Below are 17,454 nucleotides of genomic sequence, written 5' to 3'. Positions count from 1 at the left end.
CTTGCAGGGCCGACGACGTCCCCCGCTGACAACTAGTTGATGAGGACGGTCCACGTGTCGCTCACCCCACCCTTCTCGAGGTTCGGCTCCATTCCCGCCGCGCAGGGCATGTACGACCCTGCCGACGAGAAGGACGCCTGCGGCCTTGCGATGGTCGCGACCCTTCGCGGCACGGCGGGTCATGACATCATCACGACGGCGCTCGATGCGCTCCGCCACCTCGAGCACCGCGGCGCGGTCGGATCCGACGCCGGCACCGGTGACGGCGCGGGCATCGTCACGCAAGTGCCCGACGCATTCCTGCGGGCCGTCGTGCCTTTCCCCCTGCCCGCCGCCGGCGCCTACGCGGTCGGCAATGCCTTCCTCCCCGTCGACCCGACGTCGCGCAGCTCGGTCAAGCAGCGCGTGCAGGAGATCGCGGCATCCGAAGGCCTCTCGGTCATCGGATGGCGCGAGGTGCCGGTGCGACCCGATGAGCTCGGCACGCTCGCCCGCGCCGCGATGCCCGTCGTGCAGCAGTTGTTCGTGCAGTCGTCGGCCACGACGTCGACGGGGGAGCACCGCGAGGGCATCGCCCTCGACCGGTTGGCATTCCGCTTCCGCAAGCGGGCCGAGCGCGAGCTCGAGCTCTACTTCGCGTCGCTGTCGTGCCGAACCATCGTCTACAAGGGCATGGTCACGACGCTCCAGCTCGAGCCGTTCTACCCCGATCTCTCCGACGAGCGGTTCGCCTCGAAGCTCGCACTCGTGCACTCGCGCTACTCCACCAACACGTTCCCATCGTGGCCGCTCGCGCAGCCGTTCCGCATGATCGCGCACAACGGCGAGATCAACACGATCCAGGGCAACCGCAACTGGATGCGCGCCCGTCAGTCGCAGCTCGAGTCGGAGCTGCTCGGCGACCTCGCGCCCATCCTGCCGATCGTGACGCCCGGGGCGAGTGACTCGGCGTCCTTCGACGAGGTCGTCGAGCTCCTGACCCTCTCCGGACGCAGCCTTCCCCACGCGATCATGATGATGGTGCCAGAGGCGTGGGAGAACCAGACCGAGATCGCACCCGCCCGTCGTGCGTTCTACGAGTACCACTCGATGCTCATGGAGCCGTGGGACGGTCCGGCGGCGATCGTGTTCACCGACGGCTCCCTCGTCGGCGCCACGCTCGACCGCAACGGGCTCCGCCCGGGGCGCTACGTGGTCACCGACGACGGGCTCGTGGTGCTCGCGAGCGAGATCGGCGTGCTCGACATCGCGCAGAGCAAGATCGTTCGCAAGGGCCGACTGCAGCCCGGGCGCATGTTCCTCGTCGACACCGAGGCGGGGCGCCTCATCGAAGACGACGAGATCAAGGCCGAGCTCGCCGCATCCGAGCCGTGGGACGAGTGGCTCGAAGAGGGCCGCATCCGGCTCACCGAGCTTCCCGAGCGCGAGCACATCGTGCACCCGCCGGCATCCGTCACGCGTCGTCAACGCACCTTCGGCTACACCGAGGAGGAGGTCAAGATCCTGCTCGCGCCGATGGCGCGCACCGGGCAGGAGCCCCTCGGTGCCATGGGATCCGACACGCCGATCGCCGTGCTCTCCGAGCGCCCGCGACTGCTGTTCGACTACTTCACGCAGCAGTTCGCGCAGGTCACGAATCCGCCGCTCGACTCGATTCGCGAAGCGGTCGTCACCTCGCTCGGCTCGTCGCTCGGCCCCGAGCGCAACCTGCTCACGGCCGGGCCCGACCACGCCCGCCAGGTGTCCCTCGACTTCCCCGTGATCGACAACGACGAACTCGCGAAGATCGTGCACATCGATCCGCACGTCGGCTCGTCGAAGACGAAGACGCTCAAAGGCCTCTACCGAGTCGACGACGGTCCTGAGGCGATGAGGGCCCGGCTCCACGCGCTCTGCGCCGAGGTCGACGAGGCGATCGACGAGGGCGCGTCCTTCATCGTGCTGAGCGATCGCGACTCCACGAAGGACCTCGCGCCGATCCCGTCGTTGCTCATGCTGTCGGCAGTGCACCATCACCTGATCCGGTCCGAGAACCGCATGAAGGTCGGGCTCGTCGTCGAGGCCGGCGATGTGCGCGAGGTGCACCACGTGGCGCTGCTCGTGGGCTACGGGGCATCCGCCGTGAACCCCTACCTCGCGATGGAGACGTGCGAAGACCTCGTGCGTTCCGGCGTCATCACGGGCGTGACTCCCGAGCAGGCCGTTCGCAACGTCATCAAGGCGCTCGGCAAGGGCGTGCTGAAGATCATGTCGAAGATGGGCATCTCGACGATCTCGTCGTATGCCGGCGCGCAGGCGTTCGAAGCGGTGGGCCTCTCGCAGGAGTTCATCGACGAGTACTTCACCGGCACGACCTCGAAGCTCGGAGGCATCGGCATCGACGTCGTCGCGGCCGAGAACCTCGACCGGCATGCCGCCGCGTACCCTCAAGACGCCGCGGTGCGCGCCCACGAGCGGCTTCGCACCGGTGGCGAGTACCAGTGGCGTCGCGACGGCTCGCCGCACCTCTTCAACCCCGAGACGGTCTTCCGCCTGCAGCACTCGACCCGCAATCGCCGGTACGACGTGTTCCGCGAGTACACCTCGATGGTCGACTCGCAGGCCGAGGAGCTCATGACGCTGCGCGGCATGTTCGCGCTGCGCACCGGCACCAGGCCCGCAGTGCCGATCGACGAGGTGGAATCGGTCGAGTCCATCGTGAAGCGGTTCTCGACCGGGGCGATGAGCTACGGCTCCATCTCGCAAGAGGCGCACGAATCGCTCGCGATCGCGATGAACCGACTCGGCGCGAAGTCCAACACCGGAGAGGGCGGCGAAGATCTCGACCGTCTGCTCGACCCCGAGCGCCGCAGTGCCATCAAGCAGGTGGCGTCGGGTCGCTTCGGTGTGACGAGCATGTACCTCACGCACGCCACCGACCTGCAGATCAAGCTCGCTCAGGGCGCCAAGCCCGGCGAGGGCGGCCAGCTGCCCTCGACCAAGGTGTACCCGTGGATCGCGCGCACACGGCACGGCACCGCAGGCGTCGGCCTCATCTCGCCGCCGCCGCACCACGACATCTACTCGATCGAAGACCTGAAGCAGCTCATCTTCGACCTGAAGCGGGCCAACCCCAAGGCGCGCATCCACACGAAGCTCGTGAGCCAATCGGGCATCGGCGCCGTCGCCGCGGGTGTCGCGAAGGCGCTCTCCGACGTCATCCTCGTCTCGGGGCACGACGGCGGCACGGGTGCGAGCCCGCTCAATTCGCTCAAGCACGCCGGCACGCCCTGGGAGCTCGGTCTCGCCGAGACGCAGCAGACGCTCATGCTCAACGGCATGCGCGACCGCGTCGTCGTGCAGGTCGACGGCCAGCTGAAGACCGGCCGCGACGTCATCATCGGCGCGCTGCTCGGCGCAGAGGAGTTCGGGTTCGCCACGGCTCCGCTCGTCGTGCAGGGTTGCGTCATGATGCGCGTCTGCCACCTCGACACGTGCCCGGTCGGCGTCGCGACGCAGAACCCCGAGCTCCGCAAGCGCTTCACGGGCAAACCCGAGTTCGTCGTGAACTTCTTCGAGTTCATCGCCCAGGAGGTGCGCGAGTACCTCGCGGCGCTCGGCTACCGCAGCATCGACGAGATCATCGGGCGTCGCGAGCTGCTCGACATCGACCGCGCCGTGTCGCACTGGAAGGCGTCGGGGCTCGACCTGTCCCCGGTGCTCGTCGGTCCCGACTTCGCGGAGTCGGAGCCCCGCCGGAACGCCCGGTCGCAAGACCACGAGCTCGACGAGCACTTCGACAACGAGCTCATCCGCCGCAGCCAGCTCGTGATCGACGGCGGCGGGAGCGTGCGCATCGAACTGCCGATCAAGAACACCGAGCGCGCGGTCGGAACGATGCTCGGCCATGAGGTCACGGTGCGTCGTGGCGAGCACGGTCTGCCCCCGGGCTCGATCGACGTGACGCTCACCGGCTCCGCCGGGCAGTCCTTCGGCGCCTTCCTGCCGAGCGGCATCACCCTGCGCCTCGAGGGCGACTCCAACGACTACGTCGGCAAGGGCCTCTCGGGCGGCCAGCTCGTGCTGCGTCCCTCGCGCGACAGCGGCTTCGTCGCCGAGCACAACGTCATCGCCGGCAACGTCATCGGCTACGGCGCCACGCAAGGCAGCATGTTCATCCGCGGCATCGTGGGCGAGCGGTTCCTCGTGCGCAACTCCGGTGCGACCGCGGTCGTCGAAGGCGTCGGCGATCACGCGCTCGAGTACATGACCGGCGGACTCGCCCTCATCCTCGGCGAGACCGGCCGCAACCTCGGTGCCGGCATGTCGGGCGGCACCGCCTACGTGCTCGGATTGCGAGAGGGCCGCGTGAACAATGAATCGCTCACGAGCGGCGAGCTCGAGCTACTGCCGCTCGGCAGCGCAGATCGCGAGATCGTGCGCGACCTGCTCGAGCAGCATCTCGAGACCACCGACTCGGCGGTCGCGGCGCAACTCCTCGCCGAGGGCGACGCGGCGCTCGATCGCTTCACCAAGGTGCTGCCGCGCGACTACGCGGCGGTGCTCCGTACCCGCCAGAGCGCCGTCGACGAGGGGCTCGACCCCGACGGCGACGTCGTCTGGACAAGAATTCTGGAGGTGACAGGTGGCTGACGCAATGTCCGTCTGGACAAGAGCTGTGCCCATGAACCGCATGGAGGTGACAGGTGGCTGACCCGAAGGGCTTTCTGAAGGTCACCGAGCGCGAGCTGCCCAAGCGGCGGCCCGTTCCGGTGCGCATCATGGACTGGAAAGAGGTCTATGAACAGGGCGACCCCGCCCAGCTCCGCCGCCAGGCCGGGCGCTGCATGGACTGCGGCATCCCGTTCTGCCACCAGGGCTGCCCGCTCGGCAACCTCATCCCCGAGTGGAACGACCTCACGTGGCGCGGCGAGGGCCGGGCCGCGATCGAGCGGTTGCACGCGACGAACAACTTCCCCGAGTTCACGGGCCGGCTGTGCCCGGCGCCGTGCGAGTCGGCGTGCGTGCTCGCGATCAACCAGCCGGCCGTGACCATCAAGCAGGTCGAGGTGTCGATCATCGACGAGGCGTTCGGCAACGGCTGGGTGCAGCCGCAGCCCCCCGGCCGGCTCACGGGCAAGACGGTGGCGGTGGTCGGCTCTGGACCCGCCGGACTCGCCGCGGCCCAGCAGCTCACTCGTGCCGGCCACACCGTCGCCGTCTACGAGCGCGATGACCGCATCGGCGGCCTGCTGCGCTACGGCATCCCCGACTTCAAGATGGAGAAGAAGCACATCGACCAGCGTCTCGCGCAGATGACGGCCGAGGGCACCCGGTTCCGTGCCGGCGTGGACATCGGCGTGGACATCACGTGGGAGCAGCTCCGCGCGCGTTACGACGCCGTGGTCGTCGCGACGGGTGCGATGGTGCCTCGCGACCTGCCGATCCCGGGTCGCGACCTGCCCGGCGTGCACTTCGCCATGGACTACCTGACGCAGTCCAACCGCCACCTCGCCGGCGACAACGTGTTCGACCAGATCACCGCGGAGGGCAAGCACGTCGTCGTCCTCGGCGGCGGCGACACCGGCGCCGACTGCATCGGCACCGCGCACCGGCAGGGTGCGCTCTCGGTCACGAACCTCGCGATCGGCAAGGAGCCGAGCGCGGTCCGCCCGCCCGAACAGCCCTGGCCGATGCATCCGACGATCTTCGAGGTCCAGAGCGCCCACGAGGAAGGCGGCAACCGCCACTACCTCGTCTCGACCGTCGAGTTCGTCTCGAACGACGTGGGCGAGCTGCGGGCGATCCGCGTCGCCGAGACCGAGTACCTCGACGGGCGCCGGGTGCCCAAGGTCGGCACCGAGCGCGAGATTCCCGCCGACCTCGTGCTCCTCGCCCTCGGCTTCACGGGCCCCGAGACCCGTACGCTCGACGAGCAGCTGCAGCTTCCGGTCACCGATCGGGGCAACATCGCCCGTGACGACGACTACGCCACGGCGCAGCCGGGAGTGTTCGTCGCCGGTGACGCCGGCCGCGGCCAATCGCTCATCGTGTGGGCGATCGCCGAGGGGCGCGCTGCGGCATCCGCCGTCGACCGGTACCTTGAAGGCGAGACGCTGCTGCCGAGCCCCGTCCCCGCGACGGCTCGCGCGTTCTCCATCTGAACCCCGACGCGCCGCACGGCGCGCCCCGACCCCCGAACCAGCGCTTCGGCGCGGAACACCAGGAGCACAACCACATGAGACGAGCGAAGATCGTCGCCACCCTCGGCCCGGCGACGTCGAGCTACGAACAGATCCGGGCGATCATCGATGCGGGCGTCGACGTCGCTCGCATGAACCTGAGCCACGGCACCTACGACGTGCACGAGGGGGTCTACCAGAACATCAGGAAGGCCGCGAACGACTCGGGCCGGGCGGTTGCCGTGCTCGTCGACCTGCAGGGGCCGAAGATCCGGCTCGGCAAGTTCGAGGGCGGGCCGTACGAGCTCGCCGAGGGCGACACCTTCAAGATCACGACCGACGACATCGTCGGCACGAAGGAGATCGTCAGCACGACCTACAAGGGCCTGCCCGACGATGTGCGCGCGGGCGACTTCCTCCTCATCGACGACGGCAAGGTTCGCGTCGAGGTGCTCGAGACCGACGGCACCGTCGTCACGACCCGAGTCGTCGTGGCCGGCCCCGTGTCGAACAACAAGGGCATCAACCTCCCGGGTGTCGCGGTCAACGTTCCCGCGCTCTCCGAGAAGGACGAGGACGACCTCCGCTGGGGCCTCGAACTCGGCGCCGACCTCATCGCCCTCTCGTTCGTGCGGAACGCCTCCGACATCAGGCGCGTGCACGAGATCATGGACGAGGTCGGCCGGCGGGTGCCGGTGATCGCGAAGATCGAGAAGCCGCAGGCCGTCGACGCGCTCGAGGAGATCGCGGAGGCGTTCGACTCGATCATGGTCGCGCGAGGCGACCTCGGCGTGGAGCTCCCGCTCGAGGCCGTGCCGATCGTGCAGAAGCGCGCGGTCGAGATCGCCCGTCGCCTTGCCAAGCCCGTCATCGTGGCGACGCAGATGCTCGAGTCGATGATCCACAGCCCGGTCCCGACGCGAGCCGAGACCTCCGACGTCGCGAACGCAGTGCTCGACGGCGCCGATGCGGTCATGCTCTCCGGAGAGACGAGCGTCGGTGAGTATCCCGTCGTCACGGTGCAGACAATGGCCCGCATCGTCGAGTCGACCGAGCAGCACGGGCTCGACCGCATCCTGCCGCTCGGCACCAAGCCGCGCACGCAGGCCGGCGCGATCACGCTCGCGGCCGTCGAGGTCGCCGACTTCGTTCGCGCGAAGTACCTCTGCGTGTTCACCGAGTCGGGGGAGTCGGTGCGCCGGATGTCGCGGCTCCGCTCCGAGATCCCCATCCTCGCCTTCACGCCCGACCCCGCCATCCGGCGCCGTATGGCGCTGAACTGGGGCGTCGAGTCGTTCGTGGTCGACCGCGTGACCCACACCGACCAGATGGTCGGACAGGTCGACGACGTGCTCGCGAAGACCGGCAAGGCGGCCAAGGGCGAGAAGGTCGTCATCATCTCGGGTTCCCCTCCCGGAATCCCCGGCACCACCAACGACGTGCGCGTGCACGTCGTGGGCGAGGTGCTCTAAGCCGCAGCCCGTCGGGCCCGGCACCCAGGGGGTGCCAGGCCCGACGCATGCCAGAATGCGGGTATGACCGTCGAGTTCGAATGCCGCACTCGCCTGCCGCTGAGTGTGCACGAGTCATTCGACCGGTCGAGGAGCATCGACGCGCACACGGCGTCGATGGCCGCCTCGCGCGAGCGTGCCGTCGCGGGCGTCACCTCGGGCCTCATCGGCCTCGACGAGGAAGTGACCTGGCGCGCTTGGCATTTCGGGGTGCCGATCCGCCTGACGAGCCGAATCACGCGGATGTCGCCCCCCGACGTATTCGTCGACGAGCAGGTGAAGGGGCCGTTCCGGTCCTTCCGTCACGAGCACCGGTTCGTGCCCGATCCCGACGGCGGAACCATCATGATCGACCGGGTGCGCCTCGTGGCGCCGCTGGGAGTGCTCGGACGGCTGGCAGAGCTCGTCGTCGGCCCGTACCTTCAGCGTCTCATCGAGCGACGCAATGCGTTTCTCCGCGACGCCGCCGCGGGCTGAGCGCTCGTGAGCGCCGGTCATCGGTGCCGGTGGTGGGGGTCGAACCCACACGCCCTTTCGGGCAAAGCATTTTGAGTGCTCCGCGTCTGCCATTCCGCCACACCGGCCAAGGGCCCTGCTCAGAATACCGTAGGCTTTCCTCCGTGACAGACACCGAAAGCACCCAGTCGGCGCCACGGCGCGTGGTCGTGGCGGAGGATGAGTCGCTCATCCGCCTCGACATCGTCGAGATCCTTCGCGACAACGGATTCGAGGTCGTCGGAGAGGCCGGTGACGGCGAGACCGCGGTGGCACTCGCGACTGAGCTTCGTCCCGACCTCGTGATCATGGACGTGAAGATGCCCCAGCTCGACGGCATCTCCGCGGCCGAACGCCTCTCGAAGGGCCACATCGCCCCGGTCGTGCTCCTCACGGCGTTCAGCCAGAAGGAGCTCGTCGAGCGCGCGACCGAAGCCGGCGCCCTCGCCTACGTGGTGAAGCCGTTCACGCCGAACGACCTGTTGCCCGCGATCGAGATCGCCTTGGCCCGCCACGCCCAGATCATCGCGCTCGAAGCGGAGGTCGGCGACCTCGTCGAGCGATTCGAGACCCGCAAGCTCGTCGACCGGGCGAAGGGCCTGCTCAACGAGAAGATGGGCCTCACCGAGCCCGAGGCGTTCCGCTGGATCCAGAAGGCGTCGATGGACCGCAGGCTCACGATGAAAGACGTCTCGCAGGCGATCATCGAGCAGCTTTCGCAGAAGAAGTAACGCAGACCCGATCATCGGATGCCGCGACGACACGTTCGTCGCGGCATCCGTCGTCTGCGGGGTTAGGCCTGCTGCAGGTCCCGGATCAGGTTCGTGATGCGGATCGTCGAACACCGTCGACCTTGATCGTCGGTGACCGCGATCTCGTGCGTCGTGAGCGTGCGGCCGAGGTGGATCGGCGTGCAGACAGCCGTGACCCAGCCGCTCGAGGCCGAGCGCGTGTGCGTCGCGTTGATCTCGATGCCCACCGCGAGCCGGCCCTCGCCCGCCCAGAGGTTCGCGGCCATCGAACCGAGCGATTCGCCGAGCACGACGTACGCCCCGCCGTGCAGGAGCATCGCGGGCTGCGTGTTGCCCTCGACCGGCATCTTCGCGACCGAGCGCTCGACGGAGAATTCGAGGAACTCGATGCCCATCTTGTCGGCCAGCGCGCCGATTCCCCGGGCCTGGAGGTAGTCGATGGGATCGGTCGTCTGCGTCATACTCGCCTTCGAGATCGGGCCGGCGAACCGTGTCGTCGGTCGCTTGTAGGCTTGGGGGGTGTCGGACGCAGAAAAGCCTACCCTCCTCGTGATCGACGGCCATTCGTTGGCGTTCCGGGCGTTCTACGCCCTCCCGGTCGACAGTTTCCAGACCCGTGACGGACAGCACACGAATGCTATTCACGGGTTCCTCTCGATGCTCCTCCTGCTGCTGCAGAACGAGAAGCCCACGCACCTCGCGGTCGCGTTCGACATCTCGCGGTTCTCCTTCCGCAACCGCGACTACGCCGAGTACAAGGGCACCCGCAGCGAGACGCCGCCTGAGTTCAAGGGGCAGGTGCCCCTGCTGCAAGATGCGCTGAAGGCGATGCGCGTGCGCACGATCGAGAAGGAGGACTTCGAGGCCGACGACATCCTCGCGACGCTCGCCGCGCGCGGCGTGGCCGAGGGCTATCGCGTGCTGCTCGTCTCGGGCGACCGCGACACCATCCAGCTCGTGAACGACGACGTCACGCTGCTGTACCCGAACACCCAGGGCGTCTCGCAGCTGAAGCGCTACGACACCGCCGCGGTCATCGAGCGCTACGGCATCCGCCCCGAGCAGTATCCCGACGTCGCGGCGCTCGTCGGCGAGTCGAGCGACAACCTCATCGGCATCACGAAGGTGGGCGAGAAGACCGCCGTCAAGTGGCTCGGCCTCTACGGCGACCTCGACGGCATCCTGGCGCACGCCGACGAGATCAAAGGCGTCGTCGGGCAGAACCTCCGCGACGAGAGGGAGAACGCGATCCGCAACCGGCGGCTCAACAAGCTCGTCACCGATGTGCCGCTCGACGTCTCGATCGACGAGTTCGCCACCCAGCCGATCGACGAAGACGCCGTGCGCGAGCTCTTCGGCCGTCTCGAGTTCCGAACGCTGCTCGAACGCGTCATGAAGATCGCCGCGGCGAACGGCAACGGCGGCATCTCGGCGCCGGCCGAGGTCGAGGCCATCGAGCCCGTCGCCGAGGCGGTGGCAGCGCCATCCGCCCCCAACCCTCGTCTCCTGCTCGACGAGGAGCTGGCACTCTGGCTCGAGCGCGCGGTCGCGGCCGAGCCGGCAGGTCTCGGGCTCAGTCTCGAGATCGTCGATGGCAAGGTCATCGGCGCCGGCATCGCGACCTCCGACGAGACCGTTCACCTGCACTGGCAGCCGGGGCGGGCCGACTACGCCGCGTTCGAGTCGTGGCTCGCGAGCGATTCGCCCAAGATCATGACCGATGCGAAGACGCAGTTGAAGGCGCTCACCCGGTCGGGGCTCGCGTTCGACGGACTCGTCATCGACACGCTCGTGGCCGGTTGGCTCGTGCGCCCGATCCTCGCCGAGAAGACGCTCGCCGACCTCGTGTCGCAATACCTCGGCGAGACCGTCCCGCAAGCAGACCCGACCCAGTTGCTGCCCGAAGAAGGCACCGACGCAGGTGCCCCCGAGTATGCCTGGTACACGTTGCGGCTCGCACCCGTGGTGCTGCGCTCGCTGTCCGAGAGCTCCCGCCGCCTCCTCGCCGAGGTCGAGATGCCCCTCGTGCCCGTGCTCTCGGCGATGGAGCTCCGCGGGGTCACGGTCGATCATCCTGAACTGGCTTCGCTCTCCAGCCAGCTCGCGGAGCGAGCAGCGGGGCTTGCCGAGGCGGCGTTCGCCGAGATCGGCCGCGAGGTCAACCTCGGCTCGCCGAAGCAATTGCAGGAGGTGCTCTTCGACCAGCTCGGTATGCCGAAGACCCGCGCGACGAAGACGGGCTACACGACCGACGCGAGCGCACTCGCCGACCTGCAGGAGTCGAACCCGCACCCGTTCCTCGGCTACCTGCTCGAGCACCGCGACGCGACGAAGCTCCGCCAGATCGTCGAGTCGCTCGACAAGGCGATCGCCACCGACGGTCGCATCCACACGACCTATTGGCAGATCGGTGCGGCCACCGGCCGCATGTCCTCGAACGACCCGAACCTGCAGAACATCCCCATCCGCACTGAAGAGGGCCGCCGCATCCGCAAGGCGTTCCGGCACGGCCCCGAGTACACCGAGCTCCTCACGGCCGACTACTCGCAGATCGAGATGCGCATCATGGCGCATCTCTCCGGCGACCCGGGGCTCATCGAGGCGTTCAACGCCGGCGAAGACCTGCACCGATTCGTCGGTGCCCGGGTGTTCTCGGTCGATCCGGCCGACGTGACCCCGCTCATGCGCACGAAGGTGAAGGCGATGTCGTACGGCCTCGCCTACGGGCTCAGTGCGTTCGGCCTGTCGAAGCAGCTCCGAATCGACCGGGCAGAGGCGACGCAGCTCATGAAGGAGTACTTCGAGCGCTTCGGCGCCGTGCGCGGCTACCTCCGCGGCGTCGTCGAGCAAGCGAAGATCGACGGATACACCGAGACCATCTTCGGCCGGCGCCGCGCGTTCCCCGACCTCGCGAGCCCGAACCGCGTCCACCGCGAGAACGCCGAGCGTGCTGCGCTCAACTCGCCGATCCAGGGGTCCGCCGCCGACATCATCAAGATCGCGATGTCGCGTGTCGAAGCCGACATCGCCGCTCGAGGGCTCGGCAGCCGCATGCTCATGCAGGTGCACGACGAGCTCGTCTTCGAGGTCGCGCCCGGTGAGTCCGAAGCGCTCGAAGAGGTCGTGCGAGATCGGATGTCCAACGCCGCCGAGCTCCTCGTTCCTCTCGACGTGCAGATCGGTCGGGGCGCCAACTGGGACGACGCGGCGCACTGAGCCGAGCAACCTGCATGCCGAGGCATCCGTCGTCGTGGCGGTGTCCGATCGTGCCGCGCGAGCGTCGGAGGAGTGTCATAGGCTCGCTCCATGGCAGCGAGTGAACGCATCCCGACCGATATCGACCGCATCGCCGAGGAGTGGGTCGACACCCTTGTCGAGTTGAGCCCCACACTCGGCACGTACATCGGTCGTACCGAGGCCGATTCGCGCTTCGGCGACTACTCGCCTAATGGCCTCGAGCGCTCGGCCGAGGCGGTGCGTGGCACGCTCGCGCAGCTCGATGCAGCGACGGCGGTCGATGAGATCGACGCCGTCACCCTCGCCGACCTGCGCAGCGAGCTCACGCTCGACCTCGAGGCGCACGAAGCGGGCCTGCCGTTGCGCGACCTCAACGTCATCGCGAGCCCGGCGCAGGAGATCCGCGAGGTCTTCGATCTCATGGCGACCGACGACGTCGACGACTGGTCGACGATCTCCACTCGCCTGGCCGCCCTGCCCGGTGCACTCGATGGCTACATCGAGACGCTCAAGCTCGGCATCGAGCGCGGCGTCGTCCTCGCGGCGAGGCAGGTGCGCGAGGTCGCGGCGCAAGCGCACAAGCTCGAGCGCAACGACGGGTTCTTCGGCGAGTTCACCGGGGGAGCGCCCACCGAGTTGCCCGCCACCCTGCGCGCCGACCTCGCCGGTCGTGCCGCCGAAGCGGGAAGCGCCTACGGCAGGCTCGCCGCCTTCCTCGAGCAGGAGCTCCTTCGGGTCGCAGGCGAGCACGACGCCGTCGGCCGCGAGATCTACGCCCTCCAGTCGCGCCGCTTCCTCGGCGCCGTGATCGACCTCGACGAGACCTACGAGTGGGGCATCGAGGAGCTCGCCCGAATGGTCGACGAGCAGGAGTCCATCGCGCGCGAGATCGTGCCCGGGGCATCCGTCGCGGAGGCCATCGCCTTCCTCGACGGCGACCCGAGCCGAAAGCTCCACGGCACCGAAGCCCTGCAACGCTGGATGCAGGAGACGAGCGACCGGGCCGTCGCCGAACTGGGCGCCACGCAGTTCGACATTCCCGCCGACATTCGCACTCTCGAGTGCATGATCGCGCCGACGCAAGAGGGCGGCATCTACTACACGGCGCCGACCGACGACTTCAGTCGGGCCGGCCGCATGTGGTGGTCGGTGCCCGAGGGCGTCACCGAGTTCGACACCTGGCGCGAGCTCACGACGGTCTACCACGAGGGCGTTCCCGGCCATCACCTGCAGATCGGCCAGGCGGTCGTGAATCGCGGCAAGCTCAACACCTGGCGCCGGCAGCTCGCGGGTACATCGGGGCACGCCGAGGGCTGGGCGCTCTACGCAGAGCGGCTCATGGAGGGCCTGGGCTACCTCGACGACCCCGCCGACCGGCTCGGCATGCTCGACGGCCAGCGCATGCGTGCGGCCCGCGTCGCGCTCGACATCGGCGTGCACCTCGGCAAGCAGCGCCCCGACGGCGAGGGGGTCTGGACGGGGGAGTACGCACTCGAGTTCCTCCGCCAGAACGTCAACATGAACGAGGGATTCGTGCGATTCGAGGTGAACCGCTACCTCGGCTGGCCCGGCCAGGCGCCGTCGTACAAGGTCGGCCAACGCATCTGGGAGCAGCTCCGCGATGAGGTGAAGCGCCGTGAGGGCGCCGCGTTCGACATCCGCGAATTCCACCGGCGCGCGCTCGACCTCGGCGGCGTCGGCCTCGACACGCTCCGCACGGCGCTACTCGGCTGAGCCGAGCGGCTCAGGCGCGGCGGAGCCGCACCGTGACGCTTCCGGGTGAGCTCCACGTCGCATACAGGCGAGTGCCGCCCATCGCATCGGTGCCATCGAGGAAGGTGTACGCCTCGCCGGGGTGGTAGTGCGGGGCGGGCGCCGCGCCCGTGGATCCGTCGAGGTCGACCCGCAAGGTGGTTCCTGCGACCGTCACGGTGGCCTCGTCGTCGCCGAGGTGGAAGCGCCCGTTGCCGAGCGGTGCTGCGCCGGCGACATCCGGTTCATCACGCAGCCCGATCTCGAGCGCATGCGCCGCCACCGGGCCGTGGGTCGTGACCGTGAGCTCGGCGCCCTCGTCGGTGAGCTCCACCGTCACCGAGGTGCGCAGGGGGAGGAGGTCCACCGACCGCTCGCCGAATGCCATCGCCGCTGCGAAGCGTCCCTCGAATTCGAGCGGGTACGCGCCGTTCGACTGTCGGAGTTGCTCCGGCAGGGGCTGGTAGTAGCCCGCGGCGAGTTCCTCGCGCATCACGAGCCTGCCCGGGTCGACCGGGTCGTATGCGACGGATGACGCGCGGAACGGTCCGAGACCGAAGAAATCACGACTGAGGCGCACCGACGAGACCTCCACGCCCCCGAGCGCGAGCCGCAGGAAGGTCGGATTGCACGCGAGGCCCGAGGCGATCCGCCGTGCGACGGGCACGTCCGACCCGCCGTAGACGGTGGCCCAGTCACGCCCACGGGTGCGGCGAAGCAGCCGAACGCCGCCGAACCAGCGCACGGTTCCCGTCGACTCGTCGACGGCTCGAGCGACCTCCGCGGCCCGCCCAGCATCGCCCTTCTCGGCAGCGCCGGCGAGTAGCCCCGCGCCCACCTCGTCGTCGAGCATCGCCTGAGCGAGCACGTCGACGGGGTCGACTCCTGGCAGGGTGATCGCCCACGCCGTCGCCGCGCGGCATCGCGCACACGACACCGCGAAGCGAGCGAACTGCGCCGCGAACGATCCGAGCGGGAACACCCCGTACTTCTGGTCCTGGCGGCGCGAATGCACCGTCTCCACCTCACCGCCGGGCGAAGTGAGATCGAGCTGCGAATGCAGGTTGCGATGCACGAGCTCGAGCAGGTCGATGCGGTCGAGCACGTCGGCGAGCGAGAGGAGCGACGGGTTCGACACGTGGGCCGCGTAGTTCGCGCTGCGTTCGGAGTAGAGGCCGTCGTGGTCGATGTCGACACCCTCGGCGAGCCATTCCCGAGCCCGCTCGAGCGCGGGGTCCTTGAAACGGGCCTCGAGGAGCTCGCCGGCGCGCGCGAGGGCTCCGGAGAGTTCCCACCGATGATTCGGGGTGTGCACGCCGCCCACGATGAGCGCGGGCATCGCGCGGCGCAGCATCCGCTCGAGTCGCTCGCCGAGGTCGTCGGGCCAGGCTCCGGGACCCGCCGTACGGAGCACCCGCAGCACGAGGGCGGCGTCGGAGATCGTGAAGGCCGAATCGGGCGGCGAGGCGAGGTTGTCGCCGGACGAGAACAGCCCCGTCGCCGTCTGCAGCTCCTCCAGCTCGCTCAGCCAGCCGGCGGCGCCGGCCACCTCCGACGAGGTGGGCGCGACGGCATGCACTCCCGACACGACGGCGGCCTTCACCATGGCCATGAGGCCGCGGTGACCGCGGCGCCGTTGCTCGTCGGCCTCGTCGCCCTCGGTGAGCAGCGCCGCAACATGTGCACGGGCATCCGCCGCCAACCGGGCGAGGCCCGCTTCGCTCGGGGTCGGGGCACCGGTCACGCGGTCAATCCTTGAGGCCGGAGTTGATGTCGGCGCTCAGGATCTGGCGCTGGAAGATCGCGAACAGCACCACCATCGGCACGAGCGAGATGACGGATGCCGCCAGCAGCACCGACCAGTCGATATTGTCGGCGCCGACGATGCTGCGCAGCGCGACCTGGAGGGTGTAGCGCTCGGGGTCGCGCAAAATCAGGAGCGGCCAGATGTAGTCGTTCCATCGCCATTGGAAGGAGAAGATCGCGAGCACGACGGCGATCGGCTTGGCGAGCGGCAGCATGATCTTGAGGAACAGGCGGAACTCGCCGACCCCATCGATACGAGCTGCCTCCATCAGTTCGTCGGGGATGGTGGAGAAGTACTGGCGGAACATGAAGATGCCGGTCGCGGTGATGATCGACGGCACGATGATGCCCGCGAGCGTGTCGTACAGCCCGAGATCGCGGACCACCGCGAACGAGCTCGGCATGATGACCTCGGTCGGCAGCATCGTCGTGGCGAGGATGCAGATGAAGAAGCCCCGGAGCCACCACGACGTGTACTTCGCGAAGGCATACCCCGTCATCGCGCTCACGATGACGGTGAAGGCCGTGGTGACCACTGCCACGACCGTGGTGTTGATGAAGTACTGCTGGAAGTCGAAACGGTTCCACGCGGTCACGAATCCCGCGACCGTCCAATTACGCGGGAGGATCGTCAGCGGCAGGCTGAAGAGCTCGGACCCGGGCTTCAACGAGCTGAGGAGGAACCACGCCGTCGGGAACAGGTAGAGCGCGGCGAGAACCCAGAGGATGATCGTGCTCGGGGCGGCACGGAACGTCTTCATGCGAGGTCCCGCTTCCGGTCGAATTGCATCTGGACGAGCGCGATGAGCACCAGGATCGCCATGAGCACCATCGACGCGGCGCTCGCGTACCCGATGTCGGCGCGCTCGAACCCGGTGCGGTAGATGTACTGGACGATGAACATGTTCTGCGTGCCGGGGCCGCCGCCGTTGAGGGCCTGCACCATCGCGAATTCCTTCATGGAACCGATCGTGGTCAGCAGGATCACCATGAACGACGTGGGGGCGAGCAGGGGCAGCGTGATGCGACGGAAACGAACCCAGGCGTTGGCGCCGTCGATCTCAGCCGCCTCGAGGTAGGACTTCGGAATGTTCCGGATTGCGGCGATGAACAGCAACATGTTGAACGCGGTGGTTGCCCACGTGCTCACGATGAGGATGAGGGCGAGTGCGAGGGATGCATCGGTCTGCCAGTGCAGTCCGTCGCCGCCGAGGAGGGTGACCACGAAGTTGACGAACCCGAAATTCTCGCCGAACAGCCACCGCCAGATGACGCCGGCGACGATCGGCGAGATCAGCCACGGAAGGAAGAAGATCACGCGTGCGGAGGACTTCCCCTTCGCGAGCGAGCTGGCCAGGAGCATCGCGATCCCCAGTGACACCACGTAGTGCAGCGGGACCGAGAGCGCGGTGTAGAGGAAGGTCCGCGCCAGCGATGCGTAGAACGCATCGTCGGCGAAGAGGTCGACGTAGTTGTCGAGTCCGATGAAATCGAGGTCCCCCACGCCGCTGTAGTCGGTGAAGGAGTACAAGAGGCCCAGGGCTCCCGGCCAGACGAAGAACAGCAGGAAGAGCACGACGGCGACGGAGATGAACACGAGCGGCGCCAGCACGTGGGTCGTCGACGTTCGACGCTTTCGTGTTCGACCCGCGCGGGGTATCGGTGCGGGCGGTTCTGCCGTGGTCGGCGTCGTCAGCGTTCTGACGCTCATGCTGTCTCCCGGGTCGAGTCGATCGGTGC

Annotated in this window: 11 protein-coding genes and 1 tRNA gene; 7 read left to right on the top strand and 5 right to left on the bottom strand. The window is 68.3% G+C overall.

Annotated features, from left to right (window positions below; all coding sequences use genetic code 11):
• Positions 1–39: 39 nt before the first annotated feature.
• From gltB to QFZ29_RS08605, 4 genes are all read left to right on the top strand, one after another.
• Positions 40–4,632 (top strand): glutamate synthase large subunit, encoded by a 4,593-nt coding sequence (gene gltB, locus QFZ29_RS08620; protein WP_373426198.1) that lies wholly within the window; start codon positions 40–42, stop codon positions 4,630–4,632.
• 53 nt (positions 4,633–4,685) lie between these two features.
• Positions 4,686–6,143, top strand: coding sequence for a glutamate synthase subunit beta (locus QFZ29_RS08615; RefSeq protein ID WP_306893742.1), 1,458 nt, complete (start codon positions 4,686–4,688; stop codon positions 6,141–6,143).
• A gap of 74 nt (positions 6,144–6,217) precedes the next feature.
• On the top strand, positions 6,218–7,633 hold the full coding sequence (gene pyk, locus QFZ29_RS08610; protein WP_306893741.1) for a pyruvate kinase: 1,416 nt from the start codon (positions 6,218–6,220) through the stop codon (positions 7,631–7,633).
• Positions 7,634–7,696: 63 nt separating this feature from the next.
• On the top strand, positions 7,697–8,149 hold the full coding sequence (locus tag QFZ29_RS08605; protein WP_306893740.1) for an SRPBCC family protein: 453 nt from the start codon (positions 7,697–7,699) through the stop codon (positions 8,147–8,149).
• 24 nt (positions 8,150–8,173) lie between these two features.
• On the opposite strand, the gene QFZ29_RS08600 is transcribed toward QFZ29_RS08605, so the two are convergent.
• A tRNA-Leu gene (locus QFZ29_RS08600) sits at positions 8,174–8,256 on the bottom strand.
• Positions 8,257–8,292: 36 nt separating this feature from the next.
• Here QFZ29_RS08600 and QFZ29_RS08595 point away from each other — a divergent pair.
• On the top strand, positions 8,293–8,898 hold the full coding sequence (locus tag QFZ29_RS08595; RefSeq protein WP_129521215.1) for an ANTAR domain-containing response regulator: 606 nt from the start codon (positions 8,293–8,295) through the stop codon (positions 8,896–8,898).
• A 62-nt stretch (positions 8,899–8,960) separates the two neighbouring features.
• Here QFZ29_RS08595 and QFZ29_RS08590 read toward each other — a convergent pair whose 3' ends face one another.
• Entirely contained in the window at positions 8,961–9,380 is a 420-nt protein-coding gene (locus QFZ29_RS08590) for a hotdog fold thioesterase (RefSeq protein WP_306893739.1), read from the bottom strand.
• 58 nt (positions 9,381–9,438) lie between these two features.
• On the opposite strand from QFZ29_RS08590, the gene polA reads away from it, so the two are divergent.
• A complete protein-coding gene (polA, locus tag QFZ29_RS08585; protein ID WP_306893738.1) occupies positions 9,439–12,135 on the top strand; it encodes a DNA polymerase I in 2,697 nt (898 codons plus the stop codon).
• A 90-nt stretch (positions 12,136–12,225) separates the two neighbouring features.
• Entirely contained in the window at positions 12,226–13,890 is a 1,665-nt protein-coding gene (locus QFZ29_RS08580; protein WP_306893737.1) for a DUF885 domain-containing protein, read from the top strand.
• Positions 13,891–13,900: 10 nt separating this feature from the next.
• Here QFZ29_RS08580 and QFZ29_RS08575 read toward each other — a convergent pair whose 3' ends face one another.
• The 3 genes from QFZ29_RS08575 to QFZ29_RS08565 are packed head-to-tail and all read right to left on the bottom strand — an operon-like array spanning position 13,901 to position 17,326.
• Positions 13,901–15,652: a hypothetical protein gene (locus QFZ29_RS08575; RefSeq protein WP_306893736.1), complete on the bottom strand. Its 1,752-nt coding sequence runs from the start codon at positions 15,650–15,652 to the stop codon at positions 13,901–13,903.
• 4 nt (positions 15,653–15,656) lie between these two features.
• A complete protein-coding gene (locus QFZ29_RS08570; RefSeq protein ID WP_306893735.1) occupies positions 15,657–16,475 on the bottom strand; it encodes a carbohydrate ABC transporter permease in 819 nt (272 codons plus the stop codon).
• Positions 16,472–17,326, bottom strand: a complete 855-nt coding sequence (locus QFZ29_RS08565) for a carbohydrate ABC transporter permease (RefSeq protein WP_306893734.1) — start codon at positions 17,324–17,326, stop codon at positions 16,472–16,474. The genes QFZ29_RS08570 and QFZ29_RS08565 overlap by 4 nt, the downstream gene beginning before the upstream one ends.
• Between the last annotated feature and the right edge of the window lie 128 nt (positions 17,327–17,454).

The sequence above is a fragment of the Agromyces albus genome (assembly GCF_030815405.1).
Lineage (GTDB): Bacteria > Actinomycetota > Actinomycetes > Actinomycetales > Microbacteriaceae > Agromyces > Agromyces albus_A.
This window is presented reverse-complemented; position numbering and strand designations above follow the sequence as displayed.

Excerpts from the sequence above, each read along its gene's own strand:
- gltB (WP_373426198.1), top strand. The coding sequence starts at position 40 with ATGAGGACGGTCCACGTGTCGCTCACCCCACCCTTCTCGAGGTTCGGC.
- QFZ29_RS08605 (WP_306893740.1), top strand. The coding sequence starts at position 7,697 with ATGACCGTCGAGTTCGAATGCCGCACTCGCCTGCCGCTGAGTGTGCAC.
- QFZ29_RS08570 (WP_306893735.1), bottom strand. The coding sequence starts at position 16,475 with ATGAAGACGTTCCGTGCCGCCCCGAGCACGATCATCCTCTGGGTTCTC.
- QFZ29_RS08580 (WP_306893737.1), top strand. The coding sequence starts at position 12,226 with ATGGCAGCGAGTGAACGCATCCCGACCGATATCGACCGCATCGCCGAG.
- QFZ29_RS08590 (WP_306893739.1), bottom strand. The coding sequence starts at position 9,380 with ATGACGCAGACGACCGATCCCATCGACTACCTCCAGGCCCGGGGAATC.
- pyk (WP_306893741.1), top strand. The coding sequence starts at position 6,218 with ATGAGACGAGCGAAGATCGTCGCCACCCTCGGCCCGGCGACGTCGAGC.